This is a genomic window from Maribacter halichondriae (genome assembly GCF_027474825.1).
Classification (GTDB): Bacteria; Bacteroidota; Bacteroidia; order Flavobacteriales; family Flavobacteriaceae; genus Meishania; species Meishania halichondriae.
Genome location: NZ_CP107030.1, coordinates 4,044,041 through 4,064,824, shown reverse-complemented (window position 1 = coordinate 4,064,824; position 20,784 = coordinate 4,044,041). Strand labels below are relative to the sequence as shown.

Annotated in this window: 24 protein-coding genes; 7 read left to right on the top strand and 17 right to left on the bottom strand. The window is 40.3% G+C overall.

Annotated elements, in window-relative coordinates:
• Positions 1 to 77: 77 nt before the first annotated feature.
• Entirely contained in the window at positions 78 to 497 is a 420-nt protein-coding gene (locus N8A86_RS19030; protein WP_273566813.1) for a DUF3052 domain-containing protein, read from the bottom strand.
• A gap of 101 nt (positions 498 to 598) precedes the next feature.
• Here N8A86_RS19030 and N8A86_RS19025 point away from each other — a divergent pair, with 101 nt between their 5' ends.
• Positions 599 to 1,234: a GntR family transcriptional regulator gene (locus tag N8A86_RS19025; protein ID WP_273566812.1), complete on the top strand. Its 636-nt coding sequence runs from the start codon at positions 599 to 601 to the stop codon at positions 1,232 to 1,234.
• Between the two features lie 3 nt (positions 1,235 to 1,237).
• Here N8A86_RS19025 and N8A86_RS19020 read toward each other — a convergent pair whose 3' ends face one another.
• The 11 genes from N8A86_RS19020 to N8A86_RS18970 form a co-directional block, all read right to left on the bottom strand.
• Positions 1,238 to 1,840, bottom strand: a complete 603-nt coding sequence (locus N8A86_RS19020) for a hypothetical protein (protein ID WP_273566811.1) — start codon at positions 1,838 to 1,840, stop codon at positions 1,238 to 1,240.
• A 4-nt stretch (positions 1,841 to 1,844) separates the two neighbouring features.
• Positions 1,845 to 1,922 (bottom strand): hypothetical protein, encoded by a 78-nt coding sequence (locus tag N8A86_RS19015; RefSeq protein WP_273569100.1) that lies wholly within the window; start codon positions 1,920 to 1,922, stop codon positions 1,845 to 1,847.
• The gene (locus N8A86_RS19010; protein WP_273566810.1) at positions 1,922 to 2,329 is read right to left on the bottom strand and encodes an RNA polymerase sigma factor; all 408 of its coding nucleotides are present in this window, start codon (positions 2,327 to 2,329) and stop codon (positions 1,922 to 1,924) included. Before N8A86_RS19010 ends, N8A86_RS19015 begins: the two co-directional genes overlap by 1 nt.
• A 95-nt stretch (positions 2,330 to 2,424) precedes the next feature.
• A complete protein-coding gene (locus N8A86_RS19005; RefSeq protein WP_273566809.1) occupies positions 2,425 to 2,673 on the bottom strand; it encodes a hypothetical protein in 249 nt (82 codons plus the stop codon).
• Positions 2,670 to 3,686, bottom strand: a complete 1,017-nt coding sequence (locus tag N8A86_RS19000) for a M4 family metallopeptidase (protein ID WP_273566808.1) — start codon at positions 3,684 to 3,686, stop codon at positions 2,670 to 2,672. The genes N8A86_RS19005 and N8A86_RS19000 overlap by 4 nt, the downstream gene beginning before the upstream one ends.
• Before the next feature lie 87 nt (positions 3,687 to 3,773).
• The gene (locus N8A86_RS18995; RefSeq protein WP_273566807.1) at positions 3,774 to 4,868 is read right to left on the bottom strand and encodes an amidohydrolase family protein; all 1,095 of its coding nucleotides are present in this window, start codon (positions 4,866 to 4,868) and stop codon (positions 3,774 to 3,776) included.
• Between the two features lie 138 nt (positions 4,869 to 5,006).
• Positions 5,007 to 5,597 (bottom strand): nucleotidyltransferase family protein, encoded by a 591-nt coding sequence (locus N8A86_RS18990; RefSeq protein ID WP_273566806.1) that lies wholly within the window; start codon positions 5,595 to 5,597, stop codon positions 5,007 to 5,009.
• 69 nt (positions 5,598 to 5,666) lie between these two features.
• Complete coding sequence (locus N8A86_RS18985) at positions 5,667 to 6,377, bottom strand: galactosamine-6-phosphate isomerase (RefSeq protein WP_273566805.1); 711 nt, start codon at positions 6,375 to 6,377, stop codon at positions 5,667 to 5,669.
• A gap of 19 nt (positions 6,378 to 6,396) precedes the next feature.
• The gene (locus tag N8A86_RS18980; RefSeq protein ID WP_273566804.1) at positions 6,397 to 8,574 is read right to left on the bottom strand and encodes a DUF5916 domain-containing protein; all 2,178 of its coding nucleotides are present in this window, start codon (positions 8,572 to 8,574) and stop codon (positions 6,397 to 6,399) included.
• A gap of 28 nt (positions 8,575 to 8,602) precedes the next feature.
• A complete protein-coding gene (locus N8A86_RS18975; protein ID WP_337251669.1) occupies positions 8,603 to 8,887 on the bottom strand; it encodes a ChbG/HpnK family deacetylase in 285 nt (94 codons plus the stop codon).
• Positions 8,815 to 9,543 carry a polysaccharide deacetylase family protein gene (locus N8A86_RS18970; protein ID WP_273566802.1) on the bottom strand — a complete coding sequence of 243 codons (729 nt, stop codon included), beginning with the start codon at positions 9,541 to 9,543 and terminating at the stop codon, positions 8,815 to 8,817. The genes N8A86_RS18975 and N8A86_RS18970 overlap by 73 nt, the downstream gene beginning before the upstream one ends.
• 139 nt (positions 9,544 to 9,682) lie before the next feature.
• Here N8A86_RS18970 and N8A86_RS18965 point away from each other — a divergent pair, with 139 nt between their 5' ends.
• The 3 genes from N8A86_RS18965 to N8A86_RS18955 all read left to right on the top strand — a co-directional run bounded on the left by N8A86_RS18965 (position 9,683) and on the right by N8A86_RS18955 (position 12,692).
• Positions 9,683 to 10,774, top strand: coding sequence for a vWA domain-containing protein (locus N8A86_RS18965; RefSeq protein ID WP_273566801.1), 1,092 nt, complete (start codon positions 9,683 to 9,685; stop codon positions 10,772 to 10,774).
• Between the two features lie 199 nt (positions 10,775 to 10,973).
• Complete coding sequence (locus N8A86_RS18960; protein ID WP_273566800.1) at positions 10,974 to 11,801, top strand: OmpA/MotB family protein; 828 nt, start codon at positions 10,974 to 10,976, stop codon at positions 11,799 to 11,801.
• A 723-nt stretch (positions 11,802 to 12,524) separates the two neighbouring features.
• Positions 12,525 to 12,692, top strand: coding sequence for a hypothetical protein (locus N8A86_RS18955; RefSeq protein ID WP_273566799.1), 168 nt, complete (start codon positions 12,525 to 12,527; stop codon positions 12,690 to 12,692).
• Between the two features lie 5 nt (positions 12,693 to 12,697).
• Here the strand turns inward: N8A86_RS18955 and N8A86_RS18950 are convergent, their stop codons facing one another.
• The 4 genes from N8A86_RS18950 to N8A86_RS18935 are packed head-to-tail and all read right to left on the bottom strand — an operon-like array spanning position 12,698 to position 16,766.
• Positions 12,698 to 14,167: a M14 family metallopeptidase gene (locus N8A86_RS18950; RefSeq protein WP_273566798.1), complete on the bottom strand. Its 1,470-nt coding sequence runs from the start codon at positions 14,165 to 14,167 to the stop codon at positions 12,698 to 12,700.
• Complete coding sequence (locus tag N8A86_RS18945; protein ID WP_273566797.1) at positions 14,157 to 14,831, bottom strand: N-acetylmuramoyl-L-alanine amidase; 675 nt, start codon at positions 14,829 to 14,831, stop codon at positions 14,157 to 14,159. The genes N8A86_RS18950 and N8A86_RS18945 overlap by 11 nt, the downstream gene beginning before the upstream one ends.
• On the bottom strand, positions 14,828 to 15,253 hold the full coding sequence (locus tag N8A86_RS18940; RefSeq protein WP_273566796.1) for a 3D domain-containing protein: 426 nt from the start codon (positions 15,251 to 15,253) through the stop codon (positions 14,828 to 14,830). The genes N8A86_RS18945 and N8A86_RS18940 overlap by 4 nt, the downstream gene beginning before the upstream one ends.
• Before the next feature lie 7 nt (positions 15,254 to 15,260).
• Positions 15,261 to 16,766 (bottom strand): FG-GAP repeat domain-containing protein, encoded by a 1,506-nt coding sequence (locus tag N8A86_RS18935; protein ID WP_273566795.1) that lies wholly within the window; start codon positions 16,764 to 16,766, stop codon positions 15,261 to 15,263.
• A 126-nt stretch (positions 16,767 to 16,892) separates the two neighbouring features.
• Here N8A86_RS18935 and N8A86_RS18930 point away from each other — a divergent pair, with 126 nt between their 5' ends.
• Positions 16,893 to 17,297: a DUF2452 domain-containing protein gene (locus N8A86_RS18930; RefSeq protein ID WP_273566794.1), complete on the top strand. Its 405-nt coding sequence runs from the start codon at positions 16,893 to 16,895 to the stop codon at positions 17,295 to 17,297.
• 36 nt (positions 17,298 to 17,333) lie between these two features.
• Complete coding sequence (locus tag N8A86_RS18925; protein ID WP_273566793.1) at positions 17,334 to 18,659, top strand: serine hydrolase domain-containing protein; 1,326 nt, start codon at positions 17,334 to 17,336, stop codon at positions 18,657 to 18,659.
• A gap of 289 nt (positions 18,660 to 18,948) precedes the next feature.
• Here the strand turns inward: N8A86_RS18925 and N8A86_RS18920 are convergent, their stop codons facing one another.
• Positions 18,949 to 19,791, bottom strand: a complete 843-nt coding sequence (locus tag N8A86_RS18920) for a 1,4-dihydroxy-2-naphthoyl-CoA synthase (RefSeq protein ID WP_273566792.1) — start codon at positions 19,789 to 19,791, stop codon at positions 18,949 to 18,951.
• Positions 19,792 to 19,980: 189 nt separating this feature from the next.
• Between N8A86_RS18920 and N8A86_RS18915 the strand changes: the two genes are divergently transcribed.
• The gene (locus tag N8A86_RS18915; protein ID WP_273566791.1) at positions 19,981 to 20,754 is read left to right on the top strand and encodes a hypothetical protein; all 774 of its coding nucleotides are present in this window, start codon (positions 19,981 to 19,983) and stop codon (positions 20,752 to 20,754) included.
• Positions 20,755 to 20,784: the final 30 nt, after the last annotated feature.

Below are 20,784 nucleotides of genomic sequence, written 5' to 3'. Positions count from 1 at the left end.
AATAGCGTAACTTTTCAAAGATAGGTTCGAGCCGTCTTGAATGCAAATACTTTGCCATAAAATTGAGGAAGATGCTATTATTTACGGTCTTTTACCCTGTAAACGAACTTTAGTCCGCTCCATTCTGAGTCGATCGCACAGACTTTTACATCTACCAGTCCATTGTTCAACAGGTATATTCTTATGTAATCCCTTGATAGATCGGTTTCGATTTTCGAACTACCTTTAGGCCAGCTTACCCAGAGTATACCATTTTTTTTAAGCAAAGGTTTGACCCTGAGAGAAACTTCCTCAAATCTAACAATCTCCGTACAAAACAGATGAATGAAGTCGATTGTTTCTGACTTTTCCGATTCGGAAAAATTTATTGAAGGGCAATCGATCAGCAATTCTTGGTAACGGCCCGGTTCGTTGACAAAAAGCACCTGAAAGCCCTCTTTAATGCCTAATTTCTTCACCAAAGGTGTTCCTGAATATCCGCTCAAAGTCATACTCATAAAAATATATAAAGTAACCCTGTTATCAAAACATCGGAAAAAGTTCACAACTTCACCTATTAATTTGGATGAATCGTATACGATTTATTATATTTGAGGCTATGCCGACCAAAACCATCTTACGGGACAGAGTACGTGAACACTTGCTTAAAGAAATGATGCTTGGCAGGCTTCATGGTGGTCGTACCATCAATTTGGCCGCGCTTTCAAGAAAACTTGATGTCAGTGTCACCCCTATACGCGAGGCACTCACCCAACTACAACAAGCACGAATCATCGAAGCCATACCCAATAGGGGATTTATCATCGCGGAGCCCAACCGTTCGGAAGCAAAGGATTTATATGAACTTGTAGCGGATTTGGAGGTAATGGCTATAGAGAACTCGGTATTTTTCCCAACCTGTGTCGAAGATTTACGAGCGCAGCAAAATGCCTTTAAATCAGCTACAGATACACTTGGGCGTATTACAGCAAAACTTGAGTTCCATCGTTTGCTCACAAGACACTACGAGAACGCCCTTGCACAACAGATTTTGGCCGATCTGAAAACCCGTATTTTCTTTTATGAGATGGCACTGATGTCTGACGAATCGATTTACGATAAATCCGATAATCAGCACGATGGTATCATATCGGCTATTGAGGACGATAACGTTCCCACTGCTGCGTTGATTCTTAAGATGAACTGGATGCTTATTTTAGACTATGTGGACAAGCAACTTGTTTTGCAGCGTTAGCTATTAATTATCAAGCTCCTTTAGTATTCGTTCCGCCGAGTTTGTAATATTTCGATAACTACGTAATCCCCATCGTGAAAAAAAGAATATAAAGGTGACCGCCAATACCATGGCACCATAGACTATGGGGCCTCTTTTAATCAGAAAAAAGTCTATGTTATTGAATATTTTTGAGAATATCGCCGCTGTGGTGAACATTAGGATTAAGCTTGCATATACACCAAATTGCTGTAATCTTAATAGGTTTCTCTTCTCCTTTGAGTAGCTCAAAAGTGTTTCTTTAATGGTTTTATTGGAAATATTGAGGCTGCGTATTTTTTTAATAGACCTCAAAACCAAAATTGGCATAACCAAAAGAAACGCTAAAGTAAATATCCCACAGGTCATTAGATACCAGGTGTGCAACTTCCAAAAATTGACTAAAATATAAATGGCGGCGGCAAAACAGATGAATGCCCCGATAGTTTCAATTGTACTTATTGTCCTAAATTTATTGGAATACCGTTCTTGTGTCATTTGTACAATGATTTTATTGGTTAATTTCTTTTGTTGTTCCAGTTCGCTGCTCAGTTTTGACCAAGTAGCTTGTAATTCTTCTATTTCCATAGCCTCACTCTTTTAGCTGTGATTTCAACTTCTCCTTGATCCGTGATATACGCGTGCCCACATTGCTGGATGTTAATCCCATTATTTCGGCGATTTCTTCATACTTTTCCCCTCCAACAACAACAGCATAATACCTTTTTCAAGCACATTGAGTTGCCCGATTTGGTGATATAGTTTCCTTAGGCGTTCTTCAAATTCTGGGTCGTAGTTTTCGGTTTGTTCAAAGACCACTTTATCTATAGGTACCGAATATCCCTTCCTTTTGCGCTTCCTTATTCTGGTCAATGCCGTATTCAAGGCAATACGATACATCCATGTAGTTATTTTGGCCTCCCCTCGAAAAGATTCGAAAGATTTCCAGAGCTGATACACGATGTCTTGGTAAAGGTCTTGCTGATCTACCTTATTATCGGTATAGAAGGTGGTTATTTTGAAAATAACCCCTTGATGCTTTTTAATGATTCGGATGAATTCCGATTCCTTGTCCATAAATTTGGATTGGTTTCAGGGTATTAGTAACCCTAATGTAAAAAAATCACAATTGAGGGTTATTTTTTTTAGAAAGCAGGACAAATAAGTATCTCTTACCCTGTCATTAATTGTCGTATGATAGGCGGAAGTGTTTTCTCATCGAATTGTGCTTCGATGGTTTTTTCAGTATCGAAGAGGGTAACGTGATAAAGAAATCCATCCCTAATATCATTATCCAAAGGATTTGGATTATTCATCAAATCTAGCAATCGGGATGTGTCTTTCTCTGATATATCGATGTTTCCCTCATATTTTTTGGGAATTCCTGTAAAACCTCCTTCGACATGAATCTCGTATTTCATACTGATACCTGAACTAATCCGACTGTTGCAAAGCTTTCTGATACCGCTTTGGAAGCCGTATTGCAAACCTTGTCCTCGTTCATCAAACGCTCGCTGGTCTCCAAAATCTTTTCCAACATATCGTTAAAATCAGCGGTACGCCAAAGTACTTTTAGGGTTTCGAACCAAATTAGGGCACAATCGTCGATACCGATTTCAATTGCACTCAAATAAAAGGCTTTATTCGGTATTCCTGAATTAATATGTACCCCTTGATTATCTGCAGTGCCGGAATAGTAGTTGTCCATATGGTCAGGTTGGGTATCAAAATCATTCGCCGTACCGGGAGCTTTCATCGAACGTATCGCCACGCCCGGAAAAGCTTCGGTGACAACGGTATCGCCGATGAGCCAATCAGCATTTTTAATGTTTTGATTTAAATATTTTTGCTTGACAATGGTGCCGAAAACATCCGAAAAATGTTCATTTAATGCGCCTGATTGACTACGATATTCTAGATTCGCCAAGAATTGGGTGACACCGTGCATCAATTCATGGGCGACAACATCGATGGCACTAGCAAAATCTTTGAACTCTTTATTATCGCCATCACCGTAGGTCATTTCATCTCCGTCCCAATACGCGTTGTTATAGTCCTTACCGTAATGAACGTTCGAAATAAGTTCCAACCCGTTGTTATCGACAGAATTTAAGTCGAAGGCGCTCTTGAAATACTCCCGTACGAAACCTGAGGTATCGTATGCTTTGTTTACAACTTGATCATTAGTAGCCTCTTCCTCTTCTCTTCGTGCCAACTGTACGCGTTGTTCGTATTTATTTTGAGAGTCATAAATAGAACGATTGCCATCTCCTGTTTCTATTTCTCGCAGCAAAAGATGATTTAAGACCGTATTTCTCTTTTGAAGGATTCGATGCGTGTCGTTCAAGGTTTTCTTACAGGAAATACTTCCGCGTCTCGCCAACCCTTCCAATATCTGGGGAGGAATTATAAAACAATGGTGTTTATCGCACATGATAACAAGATTTTAGGGATTAATTCCTACAATCTCGTGTCTTTCGAATGAATTTGCAACAAATTAAAGTTAAACTGTTTTTAAAATTTAGTCGTTGGGAAACAAACTGCGATCCAATCCTGGAATGAGGTTCAATGCATTTTTGTAGTACACTTTCTTCAAAACATCGTCGGGCAAATCCAATCCGTACATGGCCCAGAAAGCGTGATACTTTTTATAATAGGGAAAGTATTCATCATCCGTTTCGAGCACCCTGAAATAGGTCGGGAACTCAGAAGGTTGCCAACTGTCCTTTCCAAAGAGAATACGGTCTTGATATGTAACAAAAAAGGCTTTTGCGTTCTTCGGTTGTCTGCCCAATTCGGCAATGACCGCAGCAATGCCCACGCTCATATTCGGTATTTCATCGAGTAGCTGGCTCAATTTGCCCAAATTATTCGCGTACCAGCCCATATGGGCGTTGATAAATTTGGTCTTGGGGTGTTTTCTGAACATGCGGTGCTGTTCGTCGATAATTTGTTGCCAAGGTGCTGGATCCGTGTCCGAACGCTTTCTTCTTGAATGGGTCTTGAGTTCCAACCAGCGTTCGTTATCGGCATCCATGGAATCCCAAAACGATTTCGGATCGGCGGCATGAATCAATACCGGCACACCCAATTCACCACATTTGGCCCAAATCGGATCCAATCTAGGATCATCGATGGCCAAACGCTTTCCATCGGAATCTGTATTTCGCAACCCCAAACTCTTATATACTTTTAAACCTTTTGCACCAACTTTTATATCCGCTTCAAGTTGGGCGACTGCATTTTCCGTCCAACCGGACTTTCCAACCCCATCAAAGTCAACATTCGCAAAAACTACAAAACGATTGGGATAATTATTTTTAATGCTCTCTATTTTTTCTTTTAGACCTGTCCCTGACCCACCACTTAAATTGACCATGACGGCCTCATTCAGTTTATCCATGTCTTCTACAAGTTTTGTCAGACCACTAGCCGACATATCACGTTGATGGCTATGTACGTCTATAAATGGAAATCTTGCCCGTTCAATAGGATTTTCAGGCACGACGAGTGTAGCTTTGGGATTGTACTCCTCAAAACTCATTTCTTGTGCAGCGACATGGTACGTTGTCATCGCCAATAGAAAGCTAGACAATATCAATTTTTTTAAGGCCATTTGCTTAGTTTTTGGTTTGGCGTGAAATTACCATTATTCTTTTTTTCAATTCCTAATTAAATTCTAAAATTCTTCGACACTTTGAAAACAACCCGCTTTAAGAAAATCCAATTATAAAAAGGATTATTGAGGGGTTTTTCAAATTAGGGCTATATAATCGTCCCATGTATCAATATCCAATGCCTTTCCTTTGGGGTCTAGGGTCTTTACATCTTTTTGGTATTTTCTTATCATCTGCGAAGCACCAAAATCCTCATCAAGTAGTGAAAGTTCATCAAAATATCTTTTATCAAATAGTGTCGGAACCCCAGCCCTATTTATATAAGCCGTAGCAATAATTCCCGAACCGTCCTTTCCGTAGGAAGTAATAATTTGATTCAGATAATCGATATCAATCAAAGGCTGGTCACATAATGTAATGAGCACACCTTGATATTTTTTATTTGTTTTTAGAATCGACCCAATGCCTGTAGCTACAGATGATCCGAGACCTCGTTCATAATTTTCATTGAAAATGAAATGTACCGTATCTTCAACTGACTTTTTTATTTCTTCAGTATTTGCGCCCAGTACGACATAAACATGGTCAGGACAAATTGCTTTTGCATTTTTTATGGCATGACCAAGCAGTGTTGTGTTTTTCCAGGCCAATAACTGTTTGGGTTTACCCATTCTCGAAGATTTCCCGGCTGCAAGAATGAGGATAGCGATGTCATTTTGATAGTTCATAGTGCTAGTTCATTCTTTTTTTATTCCAAGATATTACTTATTTGAAAGAAGTATGGACGCTTTCCTATTTTACATACTTGAATTGTCAACATAGCAGTGCACATGCGGATGCAGCCATAAAAATGATGCTGGCAATTGTGAACTTACTTCTTGGGTCATCAGTCGGTTCACTACTTCTTTTTTACCTTTTCCTGTGATCAATAAAATAATCTTTTTGGAAGAAAGGATATCGGCCATACCCAAAGTAAGGCCATAATCAGGCTTTGTGGATAAACGATCCACCATTTGATGTTTTTTCGATGGTTCACTGAGTTGTGCCACATGACAATGTGGAAGTAAGAAATCGGCAGGTTCATTGAACCCGATATGACCGTTTTTTCCCAAACCGAGAATGCAAATATCGATGGGGCCTTTTTGCTCAAGTTCACTTTGGATTCGTCTACATTCTACTTCGGGTTCTTCACAGTCACTCGTAAACCCTAAATAACGTTCCTTCGGAATTTCAAGCGGCATCAAAATCTTATCTCTGACAAATACCTCGCACGAATTAGGGTCGGTCATAGGAATACCTCCCCATTCGTCCAGTTTGATAAAACGAAGGCTTTTGGAATAGTCCGGTAGCGCCTCCTTAAAGGAGACAAGGTGTTCATAAAGACCAAGTGGAGAATTACCCGTGGCCGTGCAGATTAGTCGGTCACTACGCTCATGCAATTCTGAAGTCAAAAACTCCGCTGCCTTCTGGCTCATAGCTTCATAATCGGAACAGTAGTGCAATTGCATTTTCTACAGATTTGAATCGTTAGTTATTGAACCAATAGGTAAACTTCAAAGTCAAACCCCAATTTCTACCTTCAACGGGTTCGATGAAGTAATTATTGGTATATACCAAGAACAAATCGGATGCCGGGGCATAGCGCCACTGGAATCTTGAATTCAAGTTGAAATTTTTTGATTGTTCGTTATACTGAAAAAGGTTCGCGAAAAAAAGTTTGTTGGTAAACGTGATATCCACTTCGGCTCCGATCAACCAAAATTGATTGGTGTTCCAAGGTGCGGGCAAATCGATGTGGTTATAGTTCAAGTTTGCACTTAGACTCACATAGGGCTGAAAGCGGTAGCCCAACTCGGTGGAGAGACTTGTTCGATTTCCGTCGGCATAATAACCTCCAAAACGTGCATCGAAGGTATACGTAAACAAGCTCTGTGGTCTTGAAGCGAACATCCACCCAAAGGCATTCCATTGATGCTTCGTGCCGGCGGGCAACTGCTCTTTACCCAGTCTCGTCGGGTCAAATGGAGCTAGTAGTTCGACATAATCGTCGGAGATAAAAAAATCGAGACTACTGCGGTTCCTGAATTCCAAGGAATACAAGAGATAGCTCAAATTATCGGTGCGCCTAAAAGTTTCGTTAAAAAAATAGGTCGTATTCAAAGTAGGGCCATGGCTCACTATTTTTCCTTTTTTTGGAAAAAACAGATAGCCGAGGTACGAATTGAAGTTTACATAGCCCCGCCTTGGCACAAAACCGACCTCCGCTGTATAGTCATCACTTACCCATTCTTCTTGCACCCTCCACTTCCATTTGCGACTGTTATATTCCAAATGTGCCGCTTGTGTCACTCCGCTTCCCGCTTCTTCATCAGGTGCGAACGATTTCAGAAAAAAGGCCTTTCCGTTCCATAAATTATTTGAGGAAGCTAAGTTATATTCCACGCCAAAATTCCTATTGAATTCAGGATAAACTGCTTTCATCGAATCATTCTCCTGCGGATATCTCAATGATTGTTTATTGACGAACATCAGCCCGATACTGGATCGACTGAAAACTTTTCGTTGCAGGGAAACAACCCCGAAATTTTGACTGGGGAGACCCGTTTCATCGACTTTGGCGGTTTGCATGTCCATAATGCCGAGCCGCCATTTTTCATCTAAGTTACCGCTTATGCGTGCTCCGGCCTGAATCGGTACCCCAAGCCCGATTCGTCTTGAAAAAAACGGCCGTATCGTTGGATATCCGAAATTTGCGAACAGATCACCATTTTCAAGAAAAAACTGTCTTCTTTCAGGAAAAAAGAGTTCAAAGCGGTCCAAGTTCGTTACTTGGCGGTCTACTTCCACTTGCGAAAAATCAGGATTCACGGTCAAATCTAAATTTAAGGATGACGTAATACTAAATTTCACATCGCCACCGACTTTTGCATCATACGTGGTCTCGCCATTATTTTCCAAATCACGACTAACATTTCCCAATGCATAGGGTATGATTGAAAAATTAACCTTGGGTGGCGGTGGTGGAGTGTCCCATACCAAAGTACCGGTATACGCCAAAGAAGCGGTAGGAAACTGCCTAGGGACAGGTGTCCAACTTGACTTTTCACTCGATTTTAAATCCAAACGGCTAAAATTAATTCCCCATTCGGTAACCCCCTCTTCGTATCGAATCGATTTAAAAGGAATGACCATTTCAAAAACCCATTTTTCATCGTTCCGTGTCGTTTTGGATATCCATTTACTGTCCCAGTTCAGGTCTACCCTTCCTCCATCATACATGGTTCCATCCCATTGGGCCCCGTAAGCATTAGCCCCAAATGAGAAGCCCGTGGTCTGGTTATTAAAAGGATCCATAAAAAGTAAAAAGTTGTCATTCTTGCCAAATGAAAAATCGCGTCGTAAGGATTCAACAAAGTATTTGCCTTTCTTGCTATTATAAAAAGTAGCTAGCAAATACAGATTTTTGGCATCGTAGGTCATTCTGATCTCGGTCTGCTCGTTCGCCGGCCCGTCATCCATGGGGAGTACCATAAAGAAATCTTTGGCGACATCGGTATCTTGCCATGCCTTATCATCCCCTACTCCATCTATGGTAATGGGGCCCGAAGCCTTTCGTATGTTCAAACGAAACGCCTCATTCTTTTTCTGCGATATGGCCGAAGTCACAACGACCAGGGCGAGCAGTATTGTAAGTGTTTTTTTCAATTTGGAAATCTAGGATGTATTCTTGATATTATTTGGCTCGGGTAATCTTATCACGAAGTTCACGCCAAGTAATCAGAGTAATATTATGTTCCTTTAAAAGTTGCTCACATTCGGGACTACTGAAAAAATCAAAATCGGCTTGTCGCCATGCAGAACCATAATCGGGCATGTCTACCGTTACGGAACGCATTTCTTCATCGTCATACGCCAAATGGATGAGCAAGCAAGTGAGGCCAGGCTTTAAATTCTTGAGGACATCCGAATAATATTTCGCTGCCCCATTGGCATATTCTTCAGGTCCTTCAATATACATTTCATCAAAGACAACCGTTTGGTCATCAAAAGGGATTGTACCTCTGAAGACTTGACGACTTCATTATCCGGTGCCAGAAAAACAGGAACATCAAATTCTTTTCCAACTTTTATATAGGCCGCAGCGAATTCAGGGGAACTCACCGCAGCACTCATGTGCGCATCTAAATGCGTAACGTCAATACCCGATTTGAGCGCTTTTTTCACTTGGTTTCTAAGTTCTAGTTCTACTTCTTCGGGGCTGGCATTGGCATTGAGTTCCTCCCGCGTAGGATACAAATGTCCTTTTTCATTTACCAGAGTGGGAACAGAATCGATAGAAGTCACCGGACCCCATTTGTAATATTTCCATTCGCTATTGAGGGTAAGGTGCAGCCCGAAATCCATTTTGGGATTTTCACGGGCATACTCCGCGATTTCATTAAACCACGGGCAGGGCACCATAATACTGGCGGAATTCACTGGAGTGTCTTCCATCCCTTTTATACTGGCCATATTTTCAGAATGGGTAACCCCAAGATCATCGGCATGGATAATCAATAGCTTGGCATCTTTGGAATATCCCAAACGTTCGGGAATATCGGATTTTTTTGTAGTGCATCCAAGAACAAGAAATACTATGATAGCAAGCGATTTGAAAGAATTTCTAAAATACATTTGATGTTTGGTATTTGGTTGGTGAAAGCTACTAAATATTAAACTTTCCTTTAACAATCTTTAACAATAAATTTTATCTCGGCCTATAATTAAAATGGATTTTGTCCGTTCTGTTGGTTGAACCCAAAAAATTATGAAAATGAAGCCATACACCAAATACATAGCGCTTTTCTTCTCGATTGCCTTATTCATTTCTTGTGGAAATGCTGATGATGATGTTAATTTCAGTCCGAATTTCGGGGAAGGCCTCGGAAAAGGAAAACCGGTCGATGATTGTCTTGGCCTAGATGAAAGCGATTTAGTACTGTCCATTCAAGAACAATATGTTACACTGCCCGGAAAAGTGTCAATATTCTTTAAAGTTTCAGATACCGAAGGGGATCCCGTGCCAGGTTTGACAGCTGATCAATTTACCATTTATGAGCAAGGTAGAAACGACGAATGCTTTAATACGATTTCAACTTCGGAGTCGCAAGCGCGCATTTCTTCCAACTCGCAGATTTTTAGCAACAATGCCCTTTTAGTACTCGATTTGAGCAATAGTGTTTTGAGCAGCAGTCTTACTGAACTTAAATCGGCCAGCATAAGCTTTATAGACAATGTTGTACCCGACGGCACACAAGAATCTTTCAAAATGGCCATTTACTGGTTTGACGGGGAGAACGAACTTCATCTGTTGAACCCTTTAACGTCATCGAAACAAGAATTGACTGCGGCCATAGAAGGTATTACCGAAGATATAAGCAATGATCCTTCAACAGACCTTTATGGAGCCGTTATGCGATCGACCGATATTGCAAGTGAACTTTTGGCGGCCAGTACCCAAGGCGGAAAAATCGGAGCGGCTTCCGTAGTTATTTTTACCGATGGTACGGATCAAGCGTCCCGATTTACAAAAGAACAGGCTCAACAGAAAGTCGATAATGCCGATGCGAACATTTCGTTCTTTACCATCGGACTTGGTGGCGAAATCGATACCCAAGTGCTAACCGACATCGGAAAGACTTTCAGTGTATTTGCCGGAAACAAGGAAGAACTTGAAAATACGTTCAACGATATCTCATTCAGAATATCGGAACAGGCGAATAGTTTTTACCTTTTCGAATACTGCAGTCCAAAGCGGGATGGCAGTGGCGAGAATAACCTGGCCATTCAAGTTATGGCCGGTAATCGTCAAGGTGCCGTTCAGACAAAATTCAACGCAACCGGGTTTACGGGAGGATGTGAATAATAGCAAAACTTAGAAATTTGATTAAAGTGCCTCATCATGGGGCACTTTTTTTGTCCCTTATAGTAACGCTTACACACTCAAAATCAGCTGTTTTTATAATTTATTGGTGTAGAATGCACTTAGTTATAGTCTTTTTAACGTCCATGCTTTAGGGTTATTCCGTATCTACCCCTGAAGAAACCTTATTAAAAACACTACAATGAGAAAATCAATTTTTGCAAGTACCCTTTCAATTTTACTATTGGCTTCATGCGTTTCAAAAAAGAAATACATGGCCTTGGAAAATAATCTTTCAGAGACACAAAGCGCCTTGACCAAGACACAAGTTGAAAAAGAAGAGTTGGAAGCCAAGATGACCAAAATAGAAGCTCGGGTAACCGAATACAACGAAAAAATTAACTCGTTGAAAGAGGTTAATGACACGCAATATTCCTCTGTTGACGATGTAACCGTCATGAGCAACAACACCAAGGCAAAAATGAGAGCCACATTGGCCAAAGTAGATCCTGCTAAACTGTCCGAAGCAAAAACGCTACAAGATTCTATGAATCTGGCAATTTCCTATAATCTCAAAAAATCGATTTCTGACGAAGAGGATGATGTTAATGTGGATATCGACAAGACTGTGGTTATGATCAATATTTCGGATAAACTATTGTTCAATAGCGGGAGTTATAGGGTGAGTAAAAAAGCAGATAATATTTTGACCAAATTGGCCGAGGTTATTAATTCAGAACCCAGTATGGAGGTTATGGTCGAGGGCCATACCGATTCTAGAACCATTAATACCGCCGTTGTAGAAGACAACTGGGATTTGAGCGTAAAACGTGCCACTTCCATCGTTAGAAAACTGCAGAAAGATTACAATGTAGACCCGGCTAAAATGATTGCAGCGGGCAGAAGCAGCTATTTACCTTTGGTCGAAAACGATTCCAAAGAGAATATGGGCAAGAACAGACGTACCAAAATCGTTATCATTCCGAATTTGGATAAATTCTTTGCTTTATTGGATGCCGAAAGCCTATAGGCGCAACCTATTGATAAATCAATATGAAAAGGAAGAACCATGTAGTTCTTCCTTTTTTTATGCGTTTTAGCGAAAACATAAAATAAACTACCTTTCCCATTAGGGGTTTTACCAGAATAATTGTTTTCTTGGTACCGAACCCAAATATGATTTTGAAGACCTACATCCTAAAGACTATGAAGTTGTTTAATTTGACCTATCTGCGCATAGGGCTAAAAAAAGAAAATTATGGATGTAATTACTACTATTATTCGCAACAGTTCGCTTCACGGAATGCCTAGATGGTACCAAGCGATAAGTATTCTACTTTTTTCAATTATCGTTTCGTTGATAGTGACAATGTATACTTTGTTGTTATTTAACGGCCCGGATATGATAATTAGATTCGGATATTAGTTCTCCTAAAATCTGATTTCATCTGTTCAAATTTTATTGTTTTTTAAAGGTCGGATGCAATTCGCCATTGAACAGCTCGGTTGGTATCCAGAAATGTTATGGCTCATTTCATATAAAATCAGTTGAAAAGCATCTAATTTCTTGGATGCTTTTTTTGTTTGGTAAAATATGGTTCAAAGTCCTACGTCACGAAACCACCAACGTTGAACTTTAAACCTTGAACCATACGTACCCCTGTTTTCCGGGAGTATAATTTCACTTTTCACAGCGGTGTTTTCCACGGTTTTCCATAGTAATTTAGCCTTGTAATTTAAAACTATGGAAATTATGAAAACAATCAACAACATTATTGAAAACAGCGCTTTAAGTCTGATGTCAAACTACTACAGATATTCCGTAGTATCACTATTCTCGGGCATCTTGATAACTGTAGTATCACTATTGGTCTTCATGTTCGGTAACATGGATTACGTAAGTGCCTGTTTCAATTTTTAGAAAATCTATCGGTAAATCATCGCGTTTTTGAAATCGCCTTTACCCGATTTCAAATCGATGAGAAATCCATTAATAACGGCATATTCAATGACCCCATCTTTTTCAAGTAAAAAGGTGGCGTTTATACCTACTTCCAATTGTAATTCTGGAATTTCGTACGTTTCACTCGTTACATGTATTGGTAAAACAAACGAATCCCAATCGGATGGAATATTTTTAGAACGGGCATAGGTAAATCCTGATTTTAGCATCTTCAGTACATCAGGTTGATTCAATTCTGCTGGTCCTGACAGGATGAGGGGACTAGCTTTTCCGGGATTTATAGTATATCCCGATGCGTCAAAAGTCTCATAACCATAGTAGGTCGAAAGATCCCCTTGGTCAATAATACGGCTACTGTACCAAAAGTCGTTGTTCCCCTCTTTATCTACTTCCAAACGGTGTATTCCAACATCAATGGTATACTCGTTTCCCAATAATCCGTAAGTGGCATTTTCAATTTTTAAATCAAATAATTTTCTATCGTTTTCAGGAATTATTTCATAATCCCCCAAAGCAATATCCTCGTAATTCTTGTTTGCAATAGTATAAATGGCGGAAAGAATAGATACGTAATTCAGTTTTCTTATTTCTTGTTTTTCAGTATCGTTGGCATATCCACCCGATTCGATAAGAATGGTGCGCGTACCCCATTTTTGAATGTTATCCCCAAAGGCCCGAGGCTCGAAATCATCATTGTATCGGCCTACCTGCCCAGGCGCATATTTCTGGATGATGTTGTTCATGAAAACAATGACCTTCATGGCATCGCCCCTACCGGCATTAATTTCTTTTTCATAATTATAGGCCGGAGCCAAATACGAAATCGTCGCGGGTTTTTCTGTTCGTTCGGCATTATAATAGGTGCTTTGGTCATGTAGATTGAATCCGAAATCGGCATCTAGGCTATCACGCACTCTTTTCAAAGTTTTTCCTTCGGGAGATTGCAATCGAAGGGCATCACGATTGATATCGATTCCCAAAAGATTTCTACGCTGATAGCGTTCCGCCCCATCAGGATTCAACATCGGTAAAAAATGCACCGTAAGATTGGTAAGCATCGCCTCTTTTTCTGTTGTAAAATCCGCACTATCAAAGAAATTTAAAATATCGAATATTGCTTGGGTGGCAGTGGGTTCATCGCCATGCATCTGAGACCACAGAAAAACATCCGTAGGGCCTGAACCGATACTGATCAATGACAAGCTTCTTCCTTCGATGGAACGGCCGACCACCTTAACTTTGAACTTAGGGTTTTCCTTGTATTCTGAAATCAAGGGTTGAATTTCATGGTGTTTGATTCTTCGTTTGTCCAAAACTTCTTCTCGGTATTTATCATAGGTATCGTACAGCGAATTGGTAATGTCGGAGTCTTGGGCCTGAAGGAACAACCCTAATAATAGGAATGAAAAAAAACAGTATCTCTTAATTTGCATCAGAAGTTTTCTTTTGTGGTATGGGTTTAAATTTAAGGTTTTTGGTCGCTTCGCGTACTTTTTTCATAAACTCAGGGCCAGGATCGGTCTTTTCGGTACGATACCCCTCATCTTTTTCAAGCCATAGCGGGTGACCTTCAAAATTCGTGTATTCATGATGCCCTATTACATATTCGATATCGTACTTTTCAGCCAGATAGTTGACCAACCAGATGTTCGCTCTCAATTGGGCTTCTGTCAAGGGCAAATCTTCCGTTCCCCCGACATTTTCAACTCCGATGGCGCAATGATTAAGTCCAATGACATGCCGTGCCATAGTCGTTTCAGGGAGTAATTGATAGATTGTACCGTCTCTATCGACCATAAATTGGGATGATACGTTCAAAGCCCCTGCCCCACTAATGTCACCTCTTGAGTTGGACAGTGTAGCGTTTTTAAAAAACTCAAAAGACTCTTCAAATGTTGGAATGACCGTCCAATGCAAAACGATCATCTTAGGTACGATGGTCGGCGTTTCTTTTTCAAGGCCATACCTGTCGGATAGATACGCTAACGAAAGTGCCTCTCGCTGTGCATCGAAGACTATAGGTCTTTCTACAATTTTGTTTGACGTAGCGCAGCCCGTAACCCAAAACAACATCCAAATAAAACCAAGGTTCTTCATTTGACTAAATCTTGTTCTTGATCATTCTTGATACTGTCCTTCTCAACCGCGAAATGAATGGTCAGCTTTTTTCGGCCCCATTCTTTAGCTTTCTGAATGTCTTTGCCCATATAAAGATCGATACGGTTGGTCCATCTACGGTGCATCTTATCCTTTACTTCATAAATTCCTTCCATACCTTCAATTTTAACTTTTGTATTTCGCTTGAGGCCTTTTTGAAGTAAATCCCGTGATACGGCGATGACTTTCATTCCCGGTTTCAGCGTATCGCCCCAAGCAGCGACATTTGGGTCGCCCTGAGTCTGCGCAAGAGTTGAATTATAGGCCGAAACGGTCACTTTCAGGGGTTTCCATTCTAAGTTTGCACTCTTATCCTTACAGAAAAAAGAAAGAGCACAAAAACCATAATATTGAACGACCATTTCAATTTTAATGGGATTTAAGTTTATTTTCCAACAACATAATATCCACATTATTGGTCTGCCATAGATCGATCAACGCTGATGGTGTTGGTGCAAATACTTTTGAAAAGGCTCCCAAAACAATATCTTCATCACCATCACCGTCGATATCGCCGGAATCCATGACGAACCATTTTCCCAAACGCGAATCCTCAAAGGTGAAAGGTTTGAAATCAAAGTTCTCACTGTCCCTATTCTCTAAATATACAAATGAAGATTCTGGGTTCTTCTCGTAATCAGGAAAGGTCGATAACAAGGCAAAGTCGACATCTTTATCATTGTCGAAATCCTTTGCAATTAATCTGGTAGCGCCATTAAGAGGAAAAAAATAATGTTCTTCAAAAGAATTTTCTCCGTTGTTGATATGAATACGCATGCCATGATAGGGTTTCTGAACATAGGTGTCATCGGCATTGTCACCATGCACCGTCACGATATCTTTGTCGCCATCGCCATCAAAATCGACAAGTTCAAACCAACTAGTACCAAAAACCGGACTGAACCGAAGTACTTTTATGGGACTAAAGACTAAATCGCTCTCTTGATATAGAACCGTAATCGTCTCATCGCCTTGCGCGGTAAGTACAATCAGGTCTTTTTTTCCATTCTTGTCCAAATCATCCGCAATGACGCGAATGACTCCCGGTTGGTTCAGTAGCACTTTCTTTTCATAGCTACCGTCCTTATTTTTTATTAGCATTGAAAGACTTCCTACCAAGTCACCGTATTCACTGACTACCAGTTCATCCGTGCCATCATCATTAAGGTCGTTGACCAAGGTATGTACTGGTCTATGCAGATTTTCAGGAAATACTTTGATACCCACGGAATCTCGGAAAATTATCTTTCCCGTAGAAATTGCAGATGGGTCGATAAAGCCCACCGTAGTAATAAATTCGATTCCATCTTTAGCCGAATAATCGACCAAAGCACTACCAAACCTACCTTTAGATATCAGGGTGTCATTATGTAAACTGTAGTTCAATAATCGGCCAGAGGCATCTCCGATAATTAAATTTTCGGTAATTGAATCGTGGCTAAGATAAGTTATCATCGACCTTTGTGCTTTGTCTATAGCAATAGGTTTAGATTGAAATTGAACAAGCTTTTCTGAATTAATATCCGATTCTGTCACCGGCAACGAATCAGGGGCCGTTTTTAAAATGTATTCCTTCAAAAGAGCCCAATCAGACGCGGAAATTTGGGTAGGTACCGAGTAAACACCACCCTTTATAATGGCTTCTTGCTCAGGAAAAGTAAGCCCTTCGAACGGGTCAAAACCTGGTTCGGCGATACCCATTCGAGCGGCCATTTCCGGTAGTACCGTGTTTTGCCAAAGAACTTTGGGCAGTTGTTCGATTTCAGGTGCCCTATGGCAACTGGCACAATGCGATGCATAAAGCTCAACCTGTTTTTCTTCCTTTGACGGACCACAAGAAATCAGCCCTATTACCAAAATTACTTGGAAAAGCATGATAGAAATTCCATATTTTTTACTCGATACGATCATGAAGAAAATAGTAGTTTAACCGGAATGAAGATAACCATACCATTACAAGCTTGCAATATAATCAGGTGGATTTGATTAAATTTGCATCCTATGAAAAAAGAAAAAAAACCCGATTATGTCGTCTTTGATGAGGAGGCCCAGAAATACAATGGCAGTCTTTTGCCCTACGCAAGTGGAGTGGCCGCACCGAAAATAACGCCACCCGATGTCACGAACTGGAAAAATACCAATATCGTTTCAGCCAACAACCAATTCAAATCCAGATACGATGATATTCAACGGCAGTACCAAGAGATGATGGAGCAGTTTGAATACAATAATCTAGTTTACGCTGCAAAATATAGTTTTGAACCCATTACAGGTAAAATATATCACCTTTATCGTGCCAAAGATGAGAGTGTTTTTTTATCCTTGATCTCGCCTGAAGAGTGTAATTTCGATTTTGTGGGCAGTTTTATACTTGGGCCTGACAAAATGTGGGAAAAAGTAAAGTAGTTTACTTTGTTCTCAACCTTAAAAAATAATGGACGATTGAAACGATTTAAAAGAATACTTCTCATTGGTTTACCATTGGTAGCCGTCGCAATCTTCTATAATTACCCCAAACTGAATATCATTTCGGGCTATGCCTCTAAAAATATGGCCTCCACCGTCTTTATTGCCGATCGCGGCTCGGCCTCCATTACCGAAAATGACAACAATATACCCTTGATCAAACTGGCCGATGTTGAAATGCATGGCACAGAAGCCTCGGCATCCGTATTCGGATTGATGGAGCGCAAGACCGTTTGTCGTGAAGGTTTGGGCTGTGTGTTGGTCAATGAGGAAGGAGACTTGAACTCGACCTTAAAACCCAAACGCAATAAGGTTGATAGCCTTGCCCGGTATCCCTTCGGATTAGCGGAAAATGATACCGTATCTTTTGAGGAGGTCGATTACGAACAATTGGAAAAGGCTATCGATAACGCTTTCGCAAATCCGGAAGTACAAAAAACGCGAACGGTGCTCATTGCCTACAAAAACCAAATTGTAGGCGAAAGATATTTGGATGGATTCTCAAAAGATACCCCGATTTTAGGCTGGAGCATGACCAAAAGTATCTTAGCCACATTATATGGCATTTTGAAGCATCAACAAAAAATTGATTTGGAAAATTCCGCTCCGTTGGACTCCTGGCAAGGCGATGAACGCCGAAACATTACCCTAAATCATTTGCTACGCATGCAATCAGGATTGGCTTGGAAAGAAGATTATACTGCCATTTCAGATGTGACCCGTATGTTGTTCTTGGATGCCGATATGTCAATGGCGCAAGAGGAAAGGGAAGCAATGACCTCGCCAACCGAGATTTGGAACTATTCCTCAGGAACCACAAACCTATTATCGGGTATACTTAGAAAGCAATTCAAGACCCATCAAGAATACCTTGATTTTCCCTATGCCTCGCTTATAGATAAAATCGGAATGCATTCCATGCTCATCGAAACCGACATGGCAGGAAACTATGTAGGGTCTTCCTACGGATGGGCTAGCACCCGTGATTGGGCCAAATTCGGAATTTTGCACCTGAACAAAGGCAATTGGAACGGTGAACAACTCTTCGCCCCCGAATGGATAGAGTATATCACAACGCCTACCGAACACTCTGAAGGCACTTATGGTGCCCATTGGTGGCTCAATGCCCAGGGTAAATATCCAGGTGTACCTAAAGACCTGTATTCGGCCAACGGATATCAGGGGCAGTATGTTTTTATCATCCCTTCAAAAGACTTGGTCATCGTAAGAACGGGACTTGCCGAAGATCCCGATTTTGATGCTGCTCAATTTCTTAGGGAAATTGTTACAGCTGTCCGTTGATTTTGGTAGAAGCACTAAGCCCAAAACGAACCTATTTAAGTGTTTTTCAATTCCCAAATATCAAAAAAAGGGCACTTCACAACAAAATCCGCTTGACTCACAACAATAGTTTCATTTTTGGATGGGAAGCCTATAAGTTTACACTGTATTTAAATAGCGACTTACAAATTTTCATTTTCATATAGTGTTCTCGTAAAAGAGCTCGGTCTTCAGTGATCGGGCTCTTTTTAGTATATAAAACATTTATTTTCCATTTCCGCCATTTGACTGAGCCTGTCTTGAACCCATTTTAAGGAATCCAATTGTTCTGGCCGAAGTCTGGTTTGCGTTTTTCCAAAAAAGCATTGCGGCCTTCTTCGGCCTCATCGGTCATATAGGCCAACCGTGTAGCTTCGCCTGCAAAAACCTGTTGCCCCACCATGCCGTCATCGGTCAGGTTCATGGCAAATTTTAGCATTTTGATGGAAGTCGGTGATTTCTGCAAGACCTCTTGGGCCCATTGATATGCGGTGTCTTCTAACTCAGCATGGGGTACCACGGCATTGACCATGCCCATTTCGTAAGCTTCCTGAGCGGAATAATTCCTTCCTAAAAAGAAAATCTCGCGTGCTTTTTTCTGTCCCACCATTTTTGCAAGATAGGCAGATCCATATCCACCGTCAAAACTGGTGACATCGGCATCGGTCTGTTTGAATATGGCATGTTCCTTACTGGCAAGGGTCATGTCGCAGACGACATGTAAACTATGCCCCCCTCCTACGGCCCAACCTGGCACCACCGCAATGACCACTTTTGGCATGAATCGAATTTGTCGCTGTACTTCCAAAATATTCAACCGGTGCATACCGTCATCACCTACATAACCTTTATGTCCACGTGCCTTTTGATCACCACCACTGCAAAACGAATAGACTCCATCTTTGGGAGAAGGACCTTCAGCGGAAAGCAAGACCACCCCGATAGATGTATCTTCTTGCGCATCATAAAAAGCTTGGTAAAGCTCGCTGGTCGTTTTTGGGCGAAACGCATTGCGTACCTCAGGTCGGTTAAAGGCGATACGGGCTACCCCGCTCGATTTTTTATAGGTAATATCTTCAAAGGTTTTGACGGTTTTCCAATCGGGCTTTTGCATAATCGTAGTTTTTGGTACGATGCAAAGTAACGGAATTTAAGAAAAGAAAACACTGTGAATAAAAGCTGTAAAGTTCACTCGGACCAACCCTTGAAAGTAAAAAAGAATTCCACTAACTTCGTTATCGAACGCTAAAAGGAATTAAAACTCCTCTTAGCTCAACGTTAGGCACAATTAGAAAAAAAAGACATGATTAAAGATTTAATAGTTTCATTTAGTGACAATTTCAAAGAGAAAACACGAAACCCATTTTTAGGAACTTATGTTTTGATCTGGATTTTAAGGAATTGGGAATTAGTTTATTCACTTTTTAATTTTGACAATTCATATAAGCTTGAAAATAAGGTTGCTTTTATTAAAAAATATTATGAAACCAATTCATTTTCTGAAGGTGTTTTTTGGAATTTAGGTTGGACATTTTTGGTTTTAACAATAACTTATGTTGTATTAAATATTTCTCGTGTAATTATTAACATTTCAGAGAAACAATTAAAACCCTGGGTTTATAAAAAAACTGATTCCAAATCTATAGTATTAAAATCAGATCATGAACAAGTAAGAAGTACACGTGACTCACTTCAATTGAGGCTAGACAGAGAAAGAGATTCTAAATCAAAACTTGAATCAATAATCAAAGATTTGGAAGAACAAATTACAGAAATAACTAGAACTCAACTGGAAAGAGAAGTCGAAGAAAACACTGCTATTGATAACTCTAAACCATTGAACATTGTTGAGATAATTTATAATAAATTGTTTGAAGAAAATTTATTAGATGAGTTTTCCAATTTTGCTACGACATCTAAAAAAGATGGATATATTGATGATAATTATAAGCACACTGATAGATTCATACAACTAGGTTTAGTAAAATTCCTTAAAGAACATTGGAACAATAACTCTAAACAATATACAATTACCCAAGATGGTGAGGGAGTCTTAAAATATATGAGGTTACAATAATAAAACTGTGCCTAACACCGTATATAATTT

Bases quoted from the DNA above. Each gene is read 5' to 3' on its own strand.
- N8A86_RS18955 (WP_273566799.1), top strand. From the start codon at position 12,525: ATGAAAACAATCAACAACATTATTGAAAACAGCGCTTTAAGTCTGATG.
- N8A86_RS18950 (WP_273566798.1), bottom strand. From the start codon at position 14,167: ATGCAAATTAAGAGATACTGTTTTTTTTCATTCCTATTATTAGGGTTG.
- N8A86_RS18935 (WP_273566795.1), bottom strand. From the start codon at position 16,766: ATGCTTTTCCAAGTAATTTTGGTAATAGGGCTGATTTCTTGTGGTCCG.
- N8A86_RS18945 (WP_273566797.1), bottom strand. From the start codon at position 14,831: ATGAAGAACCTTGGTTTTATTTGGATGTTGTTTTGGGTTACGGGCTGC.
- N8A86_RS18990 (WP_273566806.1), bottom strand. From the start codon at position 5,597: ATGAACTATCAAAATGACATCGCTATCCTCATTCTTGCAGCCGGGAAA.
- N8A86_RS18985 (WP_273566805.1), bottom strand. From the start codon at position 6,377: ATGCAATTGCACTACTGTTCCGATTATGAAGCTATGAGCCAGAAGGCA.
- N8A86_RS19025 (WP_273566812.1), top strand. From the start codon at position 599: ATGCCGACCAAAACCATCTTACGGGACAGAGTACGTGAACACTTGCTT.
- N8A86_RS18965 (WP_273566801.1), top strand. From the start codon at position 9,683: ATGAAGCCATACACCAAATACATAGCGCTTTTCTTCTCGATTGCCTTA.
- N8A86_RS19000 (WP_273566808.1), bottom strand. From the start codon at position 3,686: ATGTGCGATAAACACCATTGTTTTATAATTCCTCCCCAGATATTGGAA.
- N8A86_RS19030 (WP_273566813.1), bottom strand. From the start codon at position 497: ATGAGTATGACTTTGAGCGGATATTCAGGAACACCTTTGGTGAAGAAA.
- N8A86_RS18930 (WP_273566794.1), top strand. From the start codon at position 16,893: ATGAAAAAAGAAAAAAAACCCGATTATGTCGTCTTTGATGAGGAGGCC.
- N8A86_RS18940 (WP_273566796.1), bottom strand. From the start codon at position 15,253: ATGGTCGTTCAATATTATGGTTTTTGTGCTCTTTCTTTTTTCTGTAAG.
- N8A86_RS19010 (WP_273566810.1), bottom strand. From the start codon at position 2,329: ATGGACAAGGAATCGGAATTCATCCGAATCATTAAAAAGCATCAAGGG.
- N8A86_RS18995 (WP_273566807.1), bottom strand. From the start codon at position 4,868: ATGGCCTTAAAAAAATTGATATTGTCTAGCTTTCTATTGGCGATGACA.
- N8A86_RS19015 (WP_273569100.1), bottom strand. From the start codon at position 1,922: ATGGGATTAACATCCAGCAATGTGGGCACGCGTATATCACGGATCAAG.
- N8A86_RS18915 (WP_273566791.1), top strand. From the start codon at position 19,981: ATGATTAAAGATTTAATAGTTTCATTTAGTGACAATTTCAAAGAGAAA.
- N8A86_RS18920 (WP_273566792.1), bottom strand. From the start codon at position 19,791: ATGCAAAAGCCCGATTGGAAAACCGTCAAAACCTTTGAAGATATTACC.
- N8A86_RS18960 (WP_273566800.1), top strand. From the start codon at position 10,974: ATGAGAAAATCAATTTTTGCAAGTACCCTTTCAATTTTACTATTGGCT.
- N8A86_RS18975 (WP_337251669.1), bottom strand. From the start codon at position 8,887: ATGTATATTGAAGGACCTGAAGAATATGCCAATGGGGCAGCGAAATAT.
- N8A86_RS19020 (WP_273566811.1), bottom strand. From the start codon at position 1,840: ATGGAAATAGAAGAATTACAAGCTACTTGGTCAAAACTGAGCAGCGAA.
- N8A86_RS18970 (WP_273566802.1), bottom strand. From the start codon at position 9,543: ATGTATTTTAGAAATTCTTTCAAATCGCTTGCTATCATAGTATTTCTT.
- N8A86_RS19005 (WP_273566809.1), bottom strand. From the start codon at position 2,673: ATGAAATACGAGATTCATGTCGAAGGAGGTTTTACAGGAATTCCCAAA.